Annotated in this window: 19 protein-coding genes; 17 read left to right on the forward strand and 2 right to left on the reverse strand. The window is 44.2% G+C overall.

The genetic code is table 11. From position 1 onward, the window contains the following. Window positions 1-10 precede the first annotated feature (10 nt). The 12 genes from flhA to NO992_RS02115 all read left to right on the forward strand — a co-directional run bounded on the left by flhA (window position 11) and on the right by NO992_RS02115 (window position 12,501). A complete protein-coding gene (flhA, locus tag NO992_RS02060) occupies window positions 11-2,113 on the forward strand; it encodes a flagellar biosynthesis protein FlhA (RefSeq protein WP_010369109.1) in 2,103 nt (700 codons plus the stop codon). Between the two features lie 19 nt (window positions 2,114-2,132). Then, a complete protein-coding gene (gene flhF / locus NO992_RS02065) occupies window positions 2,133-3,608 on the forward strand; it encodes a flagellar biosynthesis protein FlhF (RefSeq protein WP_253105304.1) in 1,476 nt (491 codons plus the stop codon). Then, the gene (locus tag NO992_RS02070; protein ID WP_010369106.1) at window positions 3,601-4,461 is read left to right on the forward strand and encodes a MinD/ParA family protein; all 861 of its coding nucleotides are present in this window, start codon (window positions 3,601-3,603) and stop codon (window positions 4,459-4,461) included. The genes flhF and NO992_RS02070 overlap by 8 nt, the downstream gene beginning before the upstream one ends. 2 nt (window positions 4,462-4,463) lie before the next feature. Next, window positions 4,464-5,198, forward strand: coding sequence for an RNA polymerase sigma factor FliA (locus tag NO992_RS02075; protein ID WP_010369105.1), 735 nt, complete (start codon window positions 4,464-4,466; stop codon window positions 5,196-5,198). A gap of 42 nt (window positions 5,199-5,240) precedes the next feature. Further along, window positions 5,241-5,624, forward strand: coding sequence for a chemotaxis response regulator CheY (gene cheY / locus NO992_RS02080; protein ID WP_010369104.1), 384 nt, complete (start codon window positions 5,241-5,243; stop codon window positions 5,622-5,624). A gap of 19 nt (window positions 5,625-5,643) precedes the next feature. Then, window positions 5,644-6,420, forward strand: coding sequence for a protein phosphatase CheZ (locus tag NO992_RS02085; protein ID WP_010369103.1), 777 nt, complete (start codon window positions 5,644-5,646; stop codon window positions 6,418-6,420). Between the two features lie 13 nt (window positions 6,421-6,433). Then, complete coding sequence (locus NO992_RS02090; RefSeq protein ID WP_045961661.1) at window positions 6,434-8,659, forward strand: chemotaxis protein CheA; 2,226 nt, start codon at window positions 6,434-6,436, stop codon at window positions 8,657-8,659. A 74-nt stretch (window positions 8,660-8,733) separates the two neighbouring features. Then, window positions 8,734-9,879 carry a chemotaxis response regulator protein-glutamate methylesterase gene (locus NO992_RS02095; RefSeq protein WP_371373980.1) on the forward strand — a complete coding sequence of 382 codons (1,146 nt, stop codon included), beginning with the start codon at window positions 8,734-8,736 and terminating at the stop codon, window positions 9,877-9,879. A gap of 127 nt (window positions 9,880-10,006) precedes the next feature. Continuing rightward, window positions 10,007-10,777, forward strand: coding sequence for a ParA family protein (locus tag NO992_RS02100; RefSeq protein ID WP_010369100.1), 771 nt, complete (start codon window positions 10,007-10,009; stop codon window positions 10,775-10,777). Window positions 10,778-10,785: 8 nt separating this feature from the next. Then, entirely contained in the window at window positions 10,786-11,547 is a 762-nt protein-coding gene (locus tag NO992_RS02105) for a chemotaxis protein CheW (RefSeq protein ID WP_371373983.1), read from the forward strand. Between the two features lie 24 nt (window positions 11,548-11,571). Next, window positions 11,572-12,069 (forward strand): chemotaxis protein CheW, encoded by a 498-nt coding sequence (locus NO992_RS02110; RefSeq protein ID WP_010369098.1) that lies wholly within the window; start codon window positions 11,572-11,574, stop codon window positions 12,067-12,069. Then, the gene (locus tag NO992_RS02115) at window positions 12,070-12,501 is read left to right on the forward strand and encodes a DUF2802 domain-containing protein (protein WP_253107355.1); all 432 of its coding nucleotides are present in this window, start codon (window positions 12,070-12,072) and stop codon (window positions 12,499-12,501) included. It abuts the gene before it with no gap. Window positions 12,502-12,791: 290 nt separating this feature from the next. Here NO992_RS02115 and NO992_RS02120 read toward each other — a convergent pair whose 3' ends face one another. After that, window positions 12,792-13,088 carry an EscU/YscU/HrcU family type III secretion system export apparatus switch protein gene (locus tag NO992_RS02120; RefSeq protein WP_088531003.1) on the reverse strand — a complete coding sequence of 99 codons (297 nt, stop codon included), beginning with the start codon at window positions 13,086-13,088 and terminating at the stop codon, window positions 12,792-12,794. Between the two features lie 5 nt (window positions 13,089-13,093). Then, complete coding sequence (locus NO992_RS02125) at window positions 13,094-15,544, reverse strand: flagellar hook-length control protein FliK (protein WP_371373987.1); 2,451 nt, start codon at window positions 15,542-15,544, stop codon at window positions 13,094-13,096. Between the two features lie 103 nt (window positions 15,545-15,647). Here NO992_RS02125 and ccmA point away from each other — a divergent pair, with 103 nt between their 5' ends. From ccmA to ccmE, 5 genes are read left to right on the forward strand one after another with little or no spacing between them, the layout of a single operon-like run. Then, a complete protein-coding gene (ccmA, locus tag NO992_RS02130; RefSeq protein ID WP_083838450.1) occupies window positions 15,648-16,271 on the forward strand; it encodes a cytochrome c biogenesis heme-transporting ATPase CcmA in 624 nt (207 codons plus the stop codon). After that, entirely contained in the window at window positions 16,271-16,957 is a 687-nt protein-coding gene (ccmB, locus tag NO992_RS02135; RefSeq protein ID WP_010606377.1) for a heme exporter protein CcmB, read from the forward strand. Before ccmA ends, ccmB begins: the two co-directional genes overlap by 1 nt. Window position 16,958: 1 nt before the next feature. Further along, the gene (locus NO992_RS02140; protein WP_010369087.1) at window positions 16,959-17,696 is read left to right on the forward strand and encodes a heme ABC transporter permease; all 738 of its coding nucleotides are present in this window, start codon (window positions 16,959-16,961) and stop codon (window positions 17,694-17,696) included. Between the two features lie 2 nt (window positions 17,697-17,698). Then, window positions 17,699-17,902, forward strand: a complete 204-nt coding sequence (gene ccmD, locus NO992_RS02145; RefSeq protein ID WP_371373991.1) for a heme exporter protein CcmD — start codon at window positions 17,699-17,701, stop codon at window positions 17,900-17,902. Beyond that, window positions 17,899-18,378, forward strand: a complete 480-nt coding sequence (ccmE, locus tag NO992_RS02150) for a cytochrome c maturation protein CcmE (RefSeq protein ID WP_010369083.1) — start codon at window positions 17,899-17,901, stop codon at window positions 18,376-18,378. The genes ccmD and ccmE overlap by 4 nt, the downstream gene beginning before the upstream one ends.

Below are 18,378 nucleotides of genomic sequence, written 5' to 3' on the forward strand. Positions count from 1 at the left end.
GTGTTAAGTTATGGAATTTAAAGCAGTTTTACAACAACTCAATCGAGATAAAAAAGAATATGCTAAAGGTGTGGGTACTCCATTGTTGGTGCTTGCAGCACTTGGCATGGTTATTCTACCGTTACCTCCTTTTTTGCTTGATATTCTATTTTCCTTCAACATTGCATTGGCACTAGTGGTGCTATTGGTGACTGTTTATACCTTGAAGCCACTCGAATTTGGTATGTTTCCGGCGGTACTACTGATCGCGACTATCATGCGATTGGCATTAAACGTAGCGAGTACTCGCGTCGTATTACTTGAAGGTCATAATGGTGGTGATGCGGCAGGTAAGGTGATCGAAGCCTTTGGTAGTGTTGTTATTGGTGGCAACTACGCCGTCGGTTTAGTTGTATTCCTTATCCTTATTATTATTAACTTTGTCGTAATTACCAAAGGTGCGGGTCGTATTTCAGAGGTGTCTGCGCGTTTCACCCTTGATGCTATGCCGGGTAAGCAAATGGCCATTGATGCGGACTTAAATGCCGGTTTTATCTCTGCAGATGACGCCCGGGCTCGTCGTGAAGAAGTGACTCGAGAAGCCGACTTTTATGGGTCAATGGACGGTGCAAGTAAATTCGTTAAAGGTGATGCTATTGCAGGTATCGTGATCCTCGCCATTAATATAATAGGTGGCCTTTTCGTTGGGATGATCCAGCATGATTTAAGCTTTGGCCACGCGATGGAAGTATATACCATGCTGACAATCGGTGACGGTCTGGTCGCGCAAATTCCATCTCTTTTACTCTCAATTGGCACTGCAATTGTCGTAACGCGTCAAAATGAATCGCACAACATGGGCGATCAGTTTAAAAGCCAACTGGGTAATGAAAAATCGCTAGCTATTGCTTCAGGTATTTTGATCACCATGGGACTTGTTCCAGGCATGCCACATGTTGCCTTCCTAGGTTTAGGCGTATTACTTGGGTATATAGCCTATTACACAAGCCAGCAAAAGAAAAAGGCGGAAATCGAAAAGGCAGAACAAGCTGCCAAAGGACCTGCTGCCAAAGGAGGCCATCAACAAGATCAAAAAGAGCTTGGTTGGGATGATGTACAACCTGTTGATGTGATTGGTTTAGAGGTTGGTTATCGCCTAATTCCTCTAGTTGACCAAGCCCAAGGCGGGGAGCTTCTCAGTCGTATTAAAGGGGTGCGTAAAAAGCTATCTCAGGAACTGGGCTTTTTAGTACCGCCGGTACATATTCGCGATAACCTAGAACTAGATCCAAATGCATACAATATTACTTTAATGGGAGTTGGCTCAGGAACCGGTGAGTTGAAGCATGGCGACGAACTTGCAATTAATCCAGGGCAGGTGTTTGGGCCGATTAAAGGCATAGAGACTAAAGATCCTGCATTTGGCCTAGATGCGGTATGGATTAAGCCAGACCAAAAAGATGAGGCGCATTCGCTTGGCTATACAGTAGTAGATGCTGCAACTGTGGTGGCAACACATATCAGTCAATTATTGACGAATAATGCATCACTATTGCTTGGCCATGAAGAAGTACAAAACCTATTAGATATGCTTGCGAAAAGTCACCCTAGATTAGTTGAAGGCTTAGTGCCTGATATTTTACCACTCACTACCGTGGTAAAAGTGCTTCAAAATCTGCTTAATGAGGGCGTTGCGATTCGAGATATGCGCTCGATTGTACAAACCTTAGTTGAGTACGGCCCACGGAGCCAAGACCCTGATGTGTTAACGGCTGCGGTAAGAATTTCATTACGCAGATTGATTGTTCAAGATGCCGTTGGAAGCGAAGAAGAAATTCCTGTCATAACATTGGCGCCTGAGTTGGAACAGATGTTGCATCAGTCACTTCAGAACGCAGGTGATGAGGGGGCGGGTATTGAACCTGGCTTGGCTGAGAGGCTTCAAGAATCATTAAGAGAAGCACATCACAACCAAGAAATGCTAGGGGAACCTTCCATCTTATTAACCTCAGGTATGTTAAGAAGTGTGCTGTCTCGATTTGTTAAACATACGATTCCAGGTCTTAGAGTGATGTCATATCAAGAAGTGCCGGAAGAAAGACAAATTAAGATAGTGAGCTCGGTTGGACAATAGAGGATAAAGGGGCTGTAACATGAAAATTAAACGTTTCTTCGCAAAAGATATGCGTACGGCTTTAAATGAAGTAAAAGAAGAGCTTGGTGCAGATGCTGTCATTATGTCTAACAAAAAGTTAGCAGATGGTGTTGAAATCGTCGCAGCAGTTGATAATGACCGTGCTGCTGCACCTGTTAAGCAAGCTCCAGCTGCCCGTGCGACTGCCTCAAACGAGGCTCCGACCCGCTTTGTCCGTCCAGAGCCTCGCCAAGCACAGCCAGCAAAACAAGCGCAAGTTGCCGATAGCTTAGCGGCATTGCTAGAGCGTCAGGCACCGCGCCCACGCTCACCAGAACTTGCTTCTATGTTCTCCCAATCGGGGATTGATACAGAGCAAATGTTAAGCAGCCAACGTAAAACACAAACTGCTGCGCCGGCGCACCAAGCGAAGCCACAGCAAGCTCGTCGCCAATCTTTTGACTTTGATGATGATGCATTTGAGCAGCCACAGCATTGGGGCGAGTCGGATGAGTTAGACAACGGTTTTGGTGATGATTTACCTGAGTTAAATGCCAAGCCTGACGAAATGAGTGCAATGCGCGAAGAAATGAACGCTATTCGTCAATTACTTGAACATCAAGTATCTGGTCTAATGAAACAAGAAATGGCTCGTCGCGATCCAACCCGTGCGTGTCTTGTTGACCGTTTGGAAGGAATGGGCATAGACAAAGATGTCGCTGAGCAAATGGCATGCTTTATCCCTGATGATGTGTCTCGTAAAGAAGCCTGGAATGCATTGTTAAACATGGTGATCAACCAAATGCACACCACTAACAATGATATTCTTCGTCAAGGTGGCGTATTTGCGATGGTGGGTCCAACTGGTGTTGGTAAAACCACAACGGTTGCAAAATTAGCGGCATTAGGTGCACAAAAATACGGTGCAGATAAAGTGGCGTTAATAACGACAGATACCTACAGAATTGGCGCTTACGAGCAGTTAGCTACCTATGGTAGAATCATTGGTTGTCCGGTTAAGCAAGTTAAAGATGCAAATGAACTTGCAGAAGTGCTTTATCATTTACGCAATAAGCGTCTAGTATTAATAGATACAGCGGGAATGAGTCAAAGAGATTTGCGCTTAACTGAACAGTTAAATACACTTATGCGTAGCGCGAGAGTAGATATTCGCAGCTATTTAGTATTGAGTGCGACAGCACAAATGAATGTGTTACAAGAAACAGTAAGACACTTCAAAAAAGTAAATTTAAGTGGCTGTATTTTCACAAAACTTGATGAAAGTCTAAGTTTAGGTGAGATAATTAGCATAGCGATTCAAAATCGCTTGCCAATAGGGTATCTTACCAACGGTCAGCGAGTGCCAGAAGACATTCGCGTAGCAAATGCTCAAAAGCTAGTAAAAAAGGCTGAGCAATTGTATTTAAAAAGAATAAAAGCACAGCACTCTCGACGTGTACCTGTAGCGTCAGAGTCAGTAGGAATGTATGATTAACACAGTTTTAGATCAAGCAAGTGGCCTGCGTAGAATGAGTCAAAATAGCAACCAGGGTGTAAAAGTAATAGCCGTGACCGGTGGAAAAGGTGGGGTGGGTAAAACCAACGTCTCGCTCAATACTGCCATCGCTATGGGCCAACAAGGACAGCGAGTTCTCGTTTTAGATGCGGACTTGGGCTTGGCAAACTGTGATGTGATGTTAGGTCTAAGGGTAGAAAAGAATCTGTCACACGTGTTGTCGGGTGAATGTGAACTAGATGAGATTCTCGTAGAAGGTCCCGCTGGAATTAAAATTGTACCGGCGACTTCAGGCTCTCAAAGTATGGTAGAGCTGACTCCCGCAGAGCATGCAGGACTTATTCGTGCATTTAGCGAGCTTAACACGCAATTTGATGTATTAATTGTTGATACCGCAGCTGGTATCTCAGATATGGTTCTGAGCTTCTCTCGAGCTGCACAAGATGTGATGGTTGTGGTGTGTGATGAACCGACTTCTATTACAGATGCTTACGCGTTGATCAAAGTTTTGAGCAGAGAGCATGGTGTCTATCGTTTTAAAATTGTTGCCAATATGGTCCGCAGTATGCGTGAAGGGCAAGAATTATTTGCTAAACTTTCAAAAGTTACAGACCGTTTTCTTGATGTAGCACTGGAATTAGTGGCCACCGTACCGTTTGACGAAAACATGCGTAAATCTTCTCGCAGACAAAGAGCTATCGTGGATTTATTTCCGAGTTCTCCTGCGGCGATTGCGATTAAGGGACTTGCCGCTAAGGCAGTGAAATGGCCAATTCCGCATCAACCTTCCGGTCATCTAGAATTTTTCATTGAACAACTTGTAAACGGGTGATTATGGCTTCTCCGGTCAATAGAGCTGCGGGATATCAAACTTCAGACCACATTCATAAGGTGGTTGAACGGCATGCTCCACTTGTCAAAAAAGTGGCGTGCCACCTGATTGCTCGACTTCCGGCAAGTGTGCAACTCGACGATCTGATCCAGTCAGGTATGATTGGGTTGATTGAAGCATCTAAAAATTTCGATGCAACTAAAGGCGCTAGTTTCGAGACCTTTGCCGGGATCCGTATTCGAGGCGCAATGCTGGATGAAATCCGTCGTGGTGATTGGGCGCCTCGTTCTGTTCACAAAAATAGCAGAATGGTTGCAGAAGCTATATCTGAGCTCGAATCTCTCCTTGGTCGAGAACCAAAAGACACTGAAATCGCTGAAAAACTTGATATATCTCTAGATGAGTACCATCATATTTTACATGATGTAAATGCAAGTAAAGTCATCGGGATTGAGGATCTTGGGGTTGATGAAGACGTGATAACCCCAGCAAACAGCGATTTTGCGCTAGACAAACCGTTTAATAACGTTAAAAATGAACGTTTTAACGAGTCTTTAGTAAATGCTATCAAAGCGTTACCCGAAAGGGATGCTCTGGTTTTATCACTTTACTATAACGACGAAATGAATTTAAAAGAGATTGGTGCCATCCTTGATGTCAGTGAATCTCGAGTAAGCCAAATTCACGGTCAGGCAATGATAAAGCTTAAAGCTAAAATCAATGACTGGATAAATTAGAGTACATAAAATAGTTGGGTTCGAACCTCACTGGAGGAAGTTTTGGATAAGAACATGAAGATTCTCGTGGTTGATGATTTCTCTACTATGAGAAGAATAATCAAAAACCTATTAAGAGATTTAGGCTTTACCAATGTTCAAGAAGCTGATGATGGTAGTACAGCACTTCCGATGCTACAAAATCAGGAGTTTGACTTTGTAGTAACTGATTGGAATATGCCGGGCATGCAAGGTATTGATTTGCTTCGTGCAATACGCGCAGATGAAAAGCTTAAGCACATTCCAGTGTTGATGGTTACCGCAGAAGCGAAAAAAGAACAAATTGTTGCAGCAGCGCAAGCAGGGGTGAACGGATATATTGTTAAGCCGTTTACTGCGGGTACGCTCAAAACTAAGCTTGAAAAAGTATTTGAGCGACTAGGCTAACAGCAAGGGGATATGGCCTATGTCTGTAAATGCTGCGCCTCAAATTACACTTGAACAAGCTAAGCAACTTGTTGAGCTTCTAGAACAAGGTGAACAAGAAAAAGCTGACCAGCTGATTTTAGAAGCTGCTAACAAAGAGCAATCGGAGTTATTTGCAGAAGTTGGAAAGCTAACTCGCCAATTACACGAGTCCTTGAAGAACTTTGAGCTCGATACTCGACTCTCAGATCTCACGACAGAGGCTATACCTGACGCCAAGCAGCGTCTTAATTATGTTATGGAAATGACAGAAAGCGCTGCTAATAAAACGATGGACGCGGTCGAAGAAAGCTTACCTCTTGCGCAGAATCTAGCGGATGAGTTAGCGCAAATAAAGCCCACTTGGGATCGATTGATGAGCAGAGACATTCAACTCGGTGAGTTTAAATCTCTGTGTCATGATCTCGACAGCTTTATGCAGACTTCAAAGACACGTACAGACGAATTACAAGGTTTAATGACTAATGTGCTGATGGCTCAGGACTATCAGGATTTGACTGGGCAGGTTATTCGGCGCGTCATTGAGCTTGTGAGAGAAGTAGAAGATAGTCTCATTCACCTCCTGACTGTTTTTGGTACTTCAGATGAAGCGCCTTCAACTGCTGTGAAAGCGAATGAAAACGAAATAAAAACAACTGAGACTATCAGTGATGAATTGTCTGGACCTGAAGGTCCAATTATTGACGCTGAATCGCGAGATGACGTGGTTTCTGGTCAAGACGAAGTCGATGACTTGCTATCTAGTTTAGGCTTCTAGTTGGAGAGTGTGTATGAGCTTTGAAGTCGATGAAGATATCTTGCAGGACTTTCTTGTTGAAGCAGGCGAAATATTAGAACTGTTATCTGAACAGCTTGTTGAACTAGAAAATAATCCCGAAGATAAAGAACTTCTCAATGCGATTTTCCGTGGCTTCCATACCGTAAAAGGTGGAGCTGGCTTCCTAGGTATGACCGAACTGGTCGATGCCTGTCACGGTGCGGAGAACGTGTTTGATGTACTACGACAAGGGCAACGAAAAGTAACTTCCGAACTGATGGATGTTATTTTGCAATCTTTGGATACGATCAACGAAATGTTCGCTTGTATTCAAAACCGTGAGGAACCAGAAGCGGCCGATCCTGTGTTGCTTGAAACACTCCACAAACTTAGCCAGCCTGCATCTGAAGACGAAGTCAGTGAAGTGATTGACGAACCTGCTTCTGAGCCAGAACCTGTGGTGCCAGATTTAAGTGCGGATGATATTTTATTCGACGCCGATGTTGGTTCAGGCGATGATAGCGGTTCTAGCATCGATGAGATAACAGAAGAAGAATTTGAAAATCTTTTAGATGAATTGCACGGTTCAGGTAATGCGCCTGCTGTTGCTCCTGCAACTAAACCTGAAGCTGTATCAACCGCAGATGATGGTGATATCACCGATGACGAATTCGATAACCTCTTAGATGAACTTCATGGTGTTGGTAAATTCGGTGGAGCACCAAATGCGGAAGATGCTGTTGTCCCAGAAGCGAGTGAACCTAAGGCTAAATCAACCTCACCAGCAGCCCCAAGTGGGTCTACTGGCGACGAAGAAATTACCGACGATGAGTTTGAAGCTTTGCTGGACGAGCTTCATGGTAAAGGCAGTGCACCTAAAGCGGTAGGTGAATTGCCAGTAGAGGTTTCAGAGACTAAACCTGCTCAACCTGAGCCTGTTAAAGCCGCACCTGCGCCGAAACCCGCTCCGAAGCCTGCGCCTAAAGTTGAAGCTAAGCCTGCGACTCCTGCACCGCAAAAAGAGCCAGAGGCTGCAAAAGCTTCCACACCAGCCGCTGCGAAGAAACCTGCGGCACAAGCTGAGACCACGGTCCGAGTTGATACTAAACGTCTCGATGAAATCATGAATATGGTTGGCGAATTAGTATTGGTTCGTAACCGTTTGGTTAGCTTAGCGAATAACACCAACAGCGAAAGCATGGGTAAAGCTATTTCGAACCTTGATGTAGTCACTGCTGATTTGCAAGGCGCCGTGATGAAAACACGGATGCAGCCAATCAAAAAGGTATTTGGTCGCTTTCCTCGAGTAGTGAGAGACCTTGCTCGCAGCTTGAAAAAAGAAATCAACCTAGTTTTACAAGGCGAAGAAACGGATTTAGATAAAAACTTGGTTGAAGCGCTTGCAGATCCATTGGTCCACTTAGTGAGAAACTCAGTAGATCACGGCATTGAAATGCCTGACGTACGTGAAGCGTCGGGCAAACCAAGAATGGGTACGGTCACATTATCAGCATCTCAAGAGGGAGATCATATTCTTCTCACGATTCGAGATGATGGCGCCGGTATGGATCCTGAAAAGCTCAAAAAAATTGCTATAAATAAAGGCGTGATTGACTCCGATCAAGCAAGCCGACTGTCCGATACCGAAGCCTATAATTTGATCTTCGCACCAGGGTTTTCAACAAAAGAACAAATCTCAGACATTTCTGGTCGTGGTGTTGGGATGGACGTTGTTAAAACGAAGATCACTCAATTGAATGGCTCGGTAAATATCCAATCAGAATTGGGGGTTGGTACCGTATTAGAGATTAAGGTACCGCTTACACTGGCTATTTTGCCTACCTTGATGGTGGTAGTTGGAGAGCAAACGTTTGCGTTACCACTTGCTGGCGTGAACGAGATCTTCCATTTAGATTTGACTAAAACGAATGTGGTTGATGGTCAGTTGACTATCATAGTGAGAGAAAAAGCAATTCCGTTATTTTATCTTGAACATTGGTTGGTAAAAGGTGCGAACAGGAGCATGAGAAAGGCTGAAGGCCATGTTGTCATTGCGCAAATTGGCACTAAACAAGTCGGTTTTGTGGTTGATTCTCTGATAGGCCAAGAGGAAGTCGTCATCAAACCACTAGATGCGTTATTACAAGGTACACCAGGTATGGCTGGTGCTACCATCACATCTGATGGTGGTATTGCGCTAATCCTTGATGTCCCTAACTTATTAAAACACTACGCCTAATTTTATTAGGCGTAGTTCGAATTCTAGAGCAGCATTTGCTGCTCTGCTGTAGAGCAAATTAAAGAGCGTTGCCAATGGCAGTTAAAGTGTTAGTCGTAGACGATTCTAGTTTTTTTCGTCGTCGAGTCAGTGAAATTTTAGAAAAAGACAGTGAAATCAAAGTTATAGATTTCGCAGTTAATGGAAAGGAGGCGGTTGAAAAGGCCGCTTCATTACGTCCAGACGTAATTACGATGGACGTAGAAATGCCCGTGCTTGATGGGATCAGTGCGGTGAAGCAGATCATGCAGGCCACTCCGACCCCAATCTTAATGTTTTCTTCGTTAACTCGTGAAGGCGCTAGTGCTACGTTAGATGCACTGGATGCGGGCGCTGTAGATTTTTTACCGAAAAAGTTTGAAGACATCGCTCGTAATAGCGAAGAAGCAATTAAATCATTACAAAATAAGGTAAAGGAAATTGGCCGCCGTCGCGTTAGCCGTTTTACTCGCCCTAGCATTACGACTCCGCCAAAGCGCGTCGAACCTAGAGCAACTCGTTCTGACACAGGAAGAACAACGATCCCTCAACCGGATAGAAGTTTTCAAAGACCGGTATCTGGTGGTACGTCTAGTGCTGCAGGAGCAAGAGCATCGGGTAAAAAATATGGACTGGTTGCAATTGGCACATCAACAGGCGGACCCGTTGCACTGCAAACAATATTGACCCAGCTGCCAGCAAACTTTCCTCATCCAATTTTACTTATCCAGCATATGCCGGCCGCATTTACACCTGCGTTTGCAGCAAGATTGAATAGTTTATGCCAGATTAAAGTTAAAGAAGCTGAGCAAGGTGATAGATTAATGCCTGGTGTGGCCTATTTAGCCCCTGGTGGTAAGCAAATGCTGGTTGAAAATCGCGGTGGCAGTAAGACACTAAAAGTGTTTGAAGATGATAGTCCAAGGATCACCTATAAACCCAGCGTTGATGTGACATTTGCAAGTGTTGCAAAAGCTTATGGTGGCGACACGTTAGCGATTGTCCTAACGGGAATGGGCGCAGATGGCCGAGATGGTGCTCGTATGCTAAAACAGGTGGGGGCCACTATTTGGGCGCAAGATGAAGCGACTTGTGTTGTGTATGGTATGCCTCAAGCTGTCGCTGGCGCTGGACTTTCGTCGGATAGTATCGCCCTACAAGACTTTGCTGCGAGAATTAATAAAGAAGCGGGTAACCAATAGACCAAGTCATTACTTGGTTGCTTTGCTTGAAGCTTGTAAATATCAAACGTCTAAAAAGAATGAATAACATTGAGTTGGTATAGTATCTATTGAACGAAATCAATAGTGATAAGCGAAGGAATATAGAGTGAAAATTTGGACAGTAGCAAATCAAAAAGGTGGCGTGGGTAAAACCACGACGACGGTGAGCTTAGGAGGCATTCTTGCTGAGCAGGGTCACCGAGTTTTGCTTATTGATACTGATCCACATGCTTCACTGACATATTACTTTGGTATTGATTCTGAAGAGTTAGAAGTCAGTGTGTATGATATTTTTGCACGCGGCAGCAGTATGACGAGTGAAGAAATTTTACAGTCGCTTTGCCCCTCAACTATAGAGAATCTTGATATTTTGCCTGCCACTATGGCTATTGCTACGCTTGATCGTAGTATGGGTAATAAAACGGGCATGGGGCTTATCTTAAAGAAATCGCTCGAAAAAATAGCGGATCAATATGACTATGCTATTTTAGACTGTCCACCAGTGCTTGGGGTACTAATGGTTAACGCATTAGCAGCGAGTGAGCGAATTTTAGTACCTGTCCAAACTGAATTTTTGGCGTTGAAGGGACTAGATAGAATGATGCGCACGATGGAGCTGATGCAGTCTTCACAGCAGAAACAGTATCAATATACTATCATTCCAACTATGTATGATAAACGGACCAAAGCGTCGTTGGAGGCGTATAAAACGTTGCTAGCAACATACAAAGAGGCCGTTTGGCCAGGTGTGGTTCCCGTAGATACCAAGTTTAGGGATGCGAGTCTTGCACAGCAAGTCCCAGTACAATTTTGTCCTAAATCACGAGGCGTGTTCGCTTATCGTGCACTATTGGACTATTTGAAGCAGTTAAGCTAGAGAGCATAATGAGTAAGCATTTATTTGCAAATGAAAAGGTGATGAAGCAGTATCTTGGCGCCCTATTACAAGAGGAGCCAGAGATTGAGCAATGCGAGTTATCACCAGTTGCAAAGCTACTTGAACAAGTAAAAGAGCCGGAATCCGAACTTGAAGACACAGGCCTTCCAGTTGTCGTTGCAACAGAGCCTCAGGAGTCGGTGAGTGAAGTTATTGAAGAACAACCGAGTAAATTAGCTCAAGATCTTGAAGTCACTGAAAATACATCTATTATCAAAGAACAGACAACGATAGAATCCGTTTCTGCAAGGGAAGCCTATCAAGAAGGTGAATTTCAGGCATTGTTTTTTGAAGTTGCAGGCTTAACACTGGCGGTTCCGCTTAAATCACTTGGGGGAATACACCAACTGGGTGAAGTCAATCAACTCTTTGGTAAACCTAAATGGTTTAAAGGCGTGATGCTAAATCGTGAAGAAAAGCTTAATGTTATTGATACTGCGCGATGGGTAATGCCTGAGAAGTTTACACCAGAATTAGAAGATGCTCTGGATTACCAGTATTTGATTACGCTTGGGGATAGTAACTGGGGACTGTTAGCAGAGAAGCTAGTCAACAACTTAACACTCAAGCCTGAAGACATAAAGTGGCGCACAGCGGATGGTAAACGGCCTTGGTTGGCTGGTGTGATTAAAGAGAAAATGTGCGCGCTGATTGATGTAGAGAATTTAAACCGTTTGCTAGAACAAGGCCTCGATAGTCGAGAGCAGTAACTAGTATATTGATGGAGTGAAACCATGAGCCAAGATAGACTACTTTCTGCAGACAAAAATGCTGATAGTAATGATGAAGTATTGCAATGGGTTACTTACAAGCTTGAAGAGGAAACTTACGGTATCAATGTAATGCAAGTGCAAGAAGTATTGCGTTATACCGAAATTGCACCAGTCCCAGGTGCGCCAAGCTACGTACTCGGGATCATTAATCTGCGTGGTAACGTTGTAACGGTTATAGACACGCGAGCTAGGTTTGGCCTGCAAAGTGCAGAAGTAACGGATAATTCAAGAATTGTGATTATCGAAGCCGAGAAGCAAGTTATTGGTATCTTAGTCGATAGCGTTGCTGAGGTGGTTTACTTACGTAGCTCGGAAATTGACAGCGCGCCAAACATTGGCACCGAAGAAAGCGCTAAGTTTATCCAAGGCGTATCAAATCGAGAAGGCGAGCTGTTGATCTTAGTCGATCTTAATAAGCTATTAAGCGATGATGAATGGGATGAGCTGAGTCATATCTAGATGTCTGAAGTAGTAAACGCACAAACCGTTTTACTCGTCATATCAATAACCTCAAGCATACTTGCGTTAGCATGCTTGAGGTTTGTTTTTGTGCTGAGTAAAAAATTACAGAATGCGCAGGGCCAAACAGCGCAACTTTCGAGCTCACTACAAGGATCTGAGCAACAAATAGCAATATTACGCAGCGAAGTTGCAGAGTTACGTGCCAGTATCATGAGTATTGGCAAGCGAGTGGTCGCAACCGAGCAAGAATTAAATGATGTTGCGAATCAGCAAGCGGCACAGAAATATGATGACCCCGACGCAAAAATGTATTCTCGCGCCGTGAAAATGGTGGAACTTGGCGCTGATATTGAAGAGGTGATGCGCGAGTGTGAGTTGCCAAGAGCTGAGGCGGAGCTGCTGATGTCTTTACATAACAAATCAAAATGATTGTCTAGGGCCTGTTGACCTTTCAAGTTTGTTTTTGCAGCAGTTTGATTGGTATTTATACAAGGCAGAGCCTGCGTAGCATAGTTATTCTATGTAAGTTAGGCGATAACACAGAAGAAATTCCAATCAAGCGCTGCCCTTTGGGTTCCCCTGAGTGCGCTTTGTTCTTTGTTGCTCAACTTTTGCCTAGATTACTAGGCGGCAAGTCGAGCGTCGCGATCAAAACACACTCAGGAGAACAAAAATCAAACAGCAAAGGTCAACAGGCCCTAGAAAGTAGGAAATTTTGGCTATGCCTTAATATCTAGCTTGCCACGAAAACCTTCCCAGCCAGGTGGAAACTTACCACGCATAATGTAAGAAAAAGCGATGAGTTCGGCAATCACATAGTAGAGCTCCTTTGGGATCTCTTGATGTAACTCAAGCGCACTGAGCGTTTGTACTAATGATTCATCTTCATGGATCATGATGTTTTTCTCTTTTGCCAGCGCAATAATTTCCTCTGCCAGCTCGCCATATCCTTTAAAGGTGACCTGAGGTGCGCTTCCGGCTTCATATAACAACCCGATTGCAGATTTTTGTGTCATCTCTTTTACACCTTAATGTTGATAATTGCGTGTTCATTAAAGAACTTATCTTGAAAGCTGGCTTCTTCCCTAAGGCCTATCTCAGCGACTTGTAGCTCATGAGATGCTAACTTATGTCTGAGCATTGCCAAATGTGGCTCTGCGAGCTGTTTGACCTGATTAGAGGTGGCTACTAATGCACATTCTAGAGCTTTATCCATCAGCTCGGCTTGGGCATGGATCTGACCTTTTTCAGCAAAATCAAAACAAAGACGAATAAACCACACGGATTTCTCTGGCATACCAGGTTTGGGCGATTTTTTATATTCACCTATTTGTAATTGTGTTTGCTGTTGCTCTTGTCCTACTTTAGTGGGGAAGAGCAGGTTAACAATCAACTGTGCTTCGCTGTCTTGTTTTGCAGAGTTGGTCGCTGTAGTGTGTGATTGTTGCGGTTGTAATTGGTTATGCAATTGCCCCAATTCGTTTAACAGCTCTTTTGCTTGTGGTTGTTGAAGCGCGTCTGCTGTTTGCTTGGGGGAGAGCAGCTTCAGCTGTGGTAGCAGCGCATCCAGCAAGGCTTGTATTTTTTGTGTTGCTTGTTCATTGCTCTGAGCTTGGTTTGCCACCTGACTACCTAATAGCGACACAATTAAACGGTCCAACATTTGTGTAAAGCTCGATTGAGCTAAACTTGTTGGCGTGTTAGCAAAGGTTGCCACGCCCAGTTGGCTTTCTAACTGGTTTTTAACGGTGAGCGCGTTGACTGAGCGGTCATCAAGCAAGCGCGAAAATGCTTGGTTGACTAATTTCTGTAATTCAGGCGTTTGTTTGAATGTATCTGCTTTTGCGAGCTTTTCGATGGTTGCAGAAGCTTGGCGTAACATGTTTGGTGTGTTTTCTTTTTGTTCGGGCTTAGCCATGGGCAGAGTAAGCAGGGCTTCAATTACCCCTTTAATTTGATTGCTGGTAGGCTGAGGTACTTGAGGAGGCGAAGCGGTTACTTTTGTGCTTTGTGAATGTGTAAATTGCAACTGGAGCGTTTTAGCAGGATCTACAGGCACAGAACTCGCTTTACGATAAAGCGGCCGCTCTAAGACTTGTGTCAGCTGTTCAACTTGCTTGTTGCTAAGCGACAGTTTACCTGTGAGGGTGTCCAATAATAAGGACAGGGCTTTTTGTTTCACCTCAAAATCAACCGGTGGCGCTTGATATTTTGGTGTCTCTGCTAGCTGGTGTTGTAAGTAACGAGAAATGGAGCTGGCTAACTTTTCGTTTTGCAAAGGTGTGTGACTTTTTTGCAATGGTAATGGTTGCTTTGCCATCAGCTCTGTAAGATTAAGCTTTATTTGGTTTGAGAGTTGTTGCAGTGGCGTGCTTGATTTATTTTCATTGTGAGCACTTACTTTCTCGTTTGGCGCAAGCAGAGTTGAGACCGAGCGACTCAAAACATCATTTTTACCTTTCTTGACTGGGGAGTTCGCGGGCTGATCTACCTGATTTGTGAGTGGTTTACCAAAAGGTCTTCCGATCAGTACTTGCAACGCTTTTACTACCGTTGACTTAATTTGTTGCAGATTGACTTCAAGTAACGGTTTGTCATACGCCAGCGTATGTACTGACGCTAAGCGTGACTCAAGCGGTGAAGGTGCATCCTTATTGACTACGCTTACCTGTTGCAGCAAAGCGCTAAGCGGCTTTATGGTTTCTACTTTTACTTGTTGTGTCGATTTTGTGATATCAATTCCATTGAAAGCCGTTTTTACTTCGCCCTTTTGCCATGTGGTTGCTGCTGGCCAGTTACTGCTTATTGGCGATAAGGTGACTGAACGGTCATGAATGTTAAGTGTTATTCCGCTTGGCTGCGGCTTTACCTCAACACTGCTAAGTTGACTTGAGATAAGTTTTGCAATCATTGACTTAGGTAAAGCTGTACTAAACAGCAAGTCTTTAAATTGATTGACGACTTGCAAGGAAACATTACTTTGTTGGGCACTAAGATGGGCAATGAGTTTGTTTTCACTTGCGAGCAATTGTGCCACGGCTTGCGGAAGCGGTACTTTTAAATCAAGCGCCTTGATGTGTAGTGTGGCGTCTGGCAACGTGGTAGCTGAAGACTGTACTACAGGGCTTGGCGTATGTGTCTTTAGCGTCGTTAAAATATCAAAAAGCTGTTTTGTTAGCGTTACTTGCGCTTGTAATTTGGGCGTTTGAAAGGTGATCACCTTGCCAGTTTCATCGATACTAACCTGTGCTTCTGGAAGCTGATTGGGCTGGGTTGGAGGCTTAAGCGCTAGTTGGATAGTTTGCCAGCGGCCATCAATTGCCACATCCATTTTTAGTTTATCGTTACTAATTTGGATATTCTTCGCTGCAAACGGTTGGTTTTTGGCTAAGTCTAATCTCGATACTTCGCTATTATCTGTGCTTATCACAGATGCTGTCGTCGTATTTGTTGTAATTGGCAGCTTATTCATTATTTTAAATCAAATTTTCGCTAATCGGTCGCATCGGATTATTCGTATTACCATACCATTATGTTAGACTAACGCCCAATTTTAGGTAAAGAGAAGCCCAAGTTTGCTAGAGATAGACGCCGTCACTTGTACCAAACAAGATAGATGCTTGTTTGACTCATTAAGTTTCACTCTCCATGCGGGGCAGATCATGCAAATTGAAGGCCCAAATGGTGCCGGAAAAACCTCTTTGTTGAGGATCATTGCTGGGTTCGCCAGAGCGGACGAAGGGCAGATCCGCTACAACAGCACTGATATCAGCGATGATTATGATTCATTCGCTGCCGATTTATTATTTATTGGTCATAAGACAGGTGTCAATCAACAACTTAGCGCCTACGAAAATGTCCAACATTGGCTTATGGTTCATGGCGCTCAGGCCGATGAAGAAGAAGTCTATACACTGCTTGCTAAGCTCGGCTTAATAGGGCTTGAAGATGTACCTGTGCGGACATTGTCGGCAGGCCAACAGCGCCGTGTTGCGTTAGTACGTTTGTGGCTGAATCAGGCCAAGCTTTGGGTGCTAGATGAACCATTTACTGCACTGGATAAAAAAGGGGTCGCCATGTTGCAAACCCAATTTCAGTCTCATCTTGACAAGGGGGGCGCCATTTTATTGACGACCCACCAAGATCTCACCGCACATTTTGCACAGTTACAAACCTTGGCGTTGGAGTACCGTTTGTAATGCAGACTCAACATTCTTACTGGTTAGCTTTTAAATCGGTTTACGCCAAAGATGTGACCTTGGCCTTTAGACAACGCGCTGAGATAGTCAACCCGCTGTTGTTTTTCTTAATCGTGATCACCCTATTTCCGTTAGCAATTGGGCCCGAACCTGCGCTGCTTACCAGAATGGCACCGGGTATTATTTGGGTAGCGGCGCTTTTATCGACTATGTTAGGTCTAGATAAATTATTTAGGGACGATTACAACGACGGCTCATTAGAGCAATTGATTGCTTCACCTTATCCTTTATCGCTATCAGTATTAGCAAAAGTAGCTGCGCATTGGACAGTCAGTGGTTTGCCAATGGTGGTGCTTGCGCCCTTGTTCGCGCTGTTAATGAATCTCGAGTCGCAGTCTCTCAATGCGACTGTATTGACCTTACTGATAGGTACACCGTTATTAAGTTTTATTGGGGCCATTGGCGCAGGACTCACCGTTGCATTGCAAAAGGGTGGCATTTTAATGAGTTTACTTGTCCTACCGCTTTATATCCCCGTATTGATTTTTGCAACGTCTGCCATAGATACCAGTAGCATGTCTTTAGCGTATGGTGGTCAGCTTGCAATCCTTGGTGCGATGCTTGCCGTCGCAATTGTTGCCGCACCAATTGCCATATCGTCAGCTTTAAGAGTGAGTGTAAGTTAAAATGTGGAAGTGGTTACATCCTTATGCCAAAGCGGAGCGTGCTTACCAACTGTGTAACACCTTGCTTCCTTACTTTGCCGTGATTGCGGTAGTGGGCTTAATTGTTGGATGGGTTTGGGGGTTAGCCTATGCGCCAGCCGACTACCAACAAAAAGACAGCTATCGTATTATCTTTATTCATGTGCCGTCGGCTATCTGGTCAATGGGCGCATACTCGTCTATGGCTATTGCGGCTATTGTTGCCTTGGTATGGCAAATTCGTAATGCTGAATTGGCGGTTATAGCCATTGCTCCCATTGGTGCGGCAATGACCGCGATTGCGTTAATCACTGGTGCTGCTTGGGGTAAACCTATGTGGGGTGCTTGGTGGGTCTGGGATGCAAGATTGACGTCAGAGCTTATCCTATTGTTTTTGTATTTTGGTGTTTTGTCTCTATATCACGCCTTTGAAGATAAAAAATCAGGTGGTAGAGCTGCCTGTATTCTTGCCATTGTCGGGGTCGTTAATCTGCCTATTATTCATTTCTCGGTAGAGTGGTGGAACACGTTGCATCAGGGGTCAACTATCACCAAATTTGATACTTCAGCGATTGATCCTTCTATGTTGTGGCCTTTGTTGATCAACATAGTGGCGTTTGCTGGTGTGCTTGGCGTGGTTACGCTAATTCGTTTGAAAAATGAAATTTTACGAAGTGAGCAACACCGTCCTTGGGTCCGCGAATTAGTGAATAGGGGTTAATCATGCAGTTTGAATCCTTCAGTGAATTTTTAGCCATGGGTGGTTATGGCTTTTATGTTTGGCTCTCATTTGGCTCATGTGCATTAATACTGGCTGGTATTATAGTCGGCTCTATCTTGGATGGTAAGGCGCTAAAGCAAGCAGTTAAAGCGCAAATGGCAAGAGAAGCACGCATTAAAAAAGCAAAAGAGGAGTCGCAAGCATGAATCCTAGACGCAAAAAGAGATTATTCACCGTTGTTGCCGTTATCTTTGGTATTGGCGCAGCGGTTGGGCTTACGCTTTACGCACTACAAGAAAATATTAATTTGTTTTACACGCCGAGCGAGCTTGTTGAAGGTAAAGGTGAGTTAAAAGAAATACCGCAAATTGGCCAGAAGCTGCGTATTGGCGGTATGGTTGTACCAGGGTCAGTAGTGCGTGATGAAACGTCCTTAGATGTGTCATTTAAACTTATCGACACCGGCCCTATGGTTACTATTCGTTATAAAGGCATTCTTCCTGATCTATTCCGTGAAGGCCAAGGTATCGTAGCGCAAGGGACGTTAGTTGAGTCTAATGTAGTTGAAGCGTTTGAAGTACTTGCCAAGCATGATGAAGAGTATATGCCATCAGAAGTGGCGGAAGCCGTGAAAGGCATTAAGCACGAAAAGCCAAAATATAATTTAAACAGCGAGAACTAA

Source organism: Pseudoalteromonas sp. DY56-GL79 (genome assembly GCF_041414765.1).
GTDB classification, from domain to species: domain Bacteria; phylum Pseudomonadota; class Gammaproteobacteria; order Enterobacterales; family Alteromonadaceae; genus Pseudoalteromonas; species Pseudoalteromonas piscicida.

Coding starts and splice junctions, on each gene's coding strand:
- NO992_RS02105 (WP_371373983.1), top strand. CDS start 10,786: ATGAGTAAGCATTTATTTGCAAATGAAAAGGTGATGAAGCAGTATCTT.
- NO992_RS02110 (WP_010369098.1), top strand. CDS start 11,572: ATGAGCCAAGATAGACTACTTTCTGCAGACAAAAATGCTGATAGTAAT.
- NO992_RS02115 (WP_253107355.1), top strand. CDS start 12,070: ATGTCTGAAGTAGTAAACGCACAAACCGTTTTACTCGTCATATCAATA.
- ccmE (WP_010369083.1), top strand. CDS start 17,899: ATGAATCCTAGACGCAAAAAGAGATTATTCACCGTTGTTGCCGTTATC.
- flhA (WP_010369109.1), top strand. CDS start 11: ATGGAATTTAAAGCAGTTTTACAACAACTCAATCGAGATAAAAAAGAA.
- ccmD (WP_371373991.1), top strand. CDS start 17,699: ATGCAGTTTGAATCCTTCAGTGAATTTTTAGCCATGGGTGGTTATGGC.
- NO992_RS02075 (WP_010369105.1), top strand. CDS start 4,464: ATGGCTTCTCCGGTCAATAGAGCTGCGGGATATCAAACTTCAGACCAC.
- NO992_RS02070 (WP_010369106.1), top strand. CDS start 3,601: ATGATTAACACAGTTTTAGATCAAGCAAGTGGCCTGCGTAGAATGAGT.
- NO992_RS02140 (WP_010369087.1), top strand. CDS start 16,959: ATGTGGAAGTGGTTACATCCTTATGCCAAAGCGGAGCGTGCTTACCAA.
- NO992_RS02085 (WP_010369103.1), top strand. CDS start 5,644: ATGTCTGTAAATGCTGCGCCTCAAATTACACTTGAACAAGCTAAGCAA.
- NO992_RS02120 (WP_088531003.1), bottom strand. CDS start 13,088: ATGACACAAAAATCTGCAATCGGGTTGTTATATGAAGCCGGAAGCGCA.
- NO992_RS02095 (WP_371373980.1), top strand. CDS start 8,734: ATGGCAGTTAAAGTGTTAGTCGTAGACGATTCTAGTTTTTTTCGTCGT.
- ccmB (WP_010606377.1), top strand. CDS start 16,271: ATGCAGACTCAACATTCTTACTGGTTAGCTTTTAAATCGGTTTACGCC.
- flhF (WP_253105304.1), top strand. CDS start 2,133: ATGAAAATTAAACGTTTCTTCGCAAAAGATATGCGTACGGCTTTAAAT.
- NO992_RS02090 (WP_045961661.1), top strand. CDS start 6,434: ATGAGCTTTGAAGTCGATGAAGATATCTTGCAGGACTTTCTTGTTGAA.
- NO992_RS02125 (WP_371373987.1), bottom strand. CDS start 15,544: ATGAATAAGCTGCCAATTACAACAAATACGACGACAGCATCTGTGATA.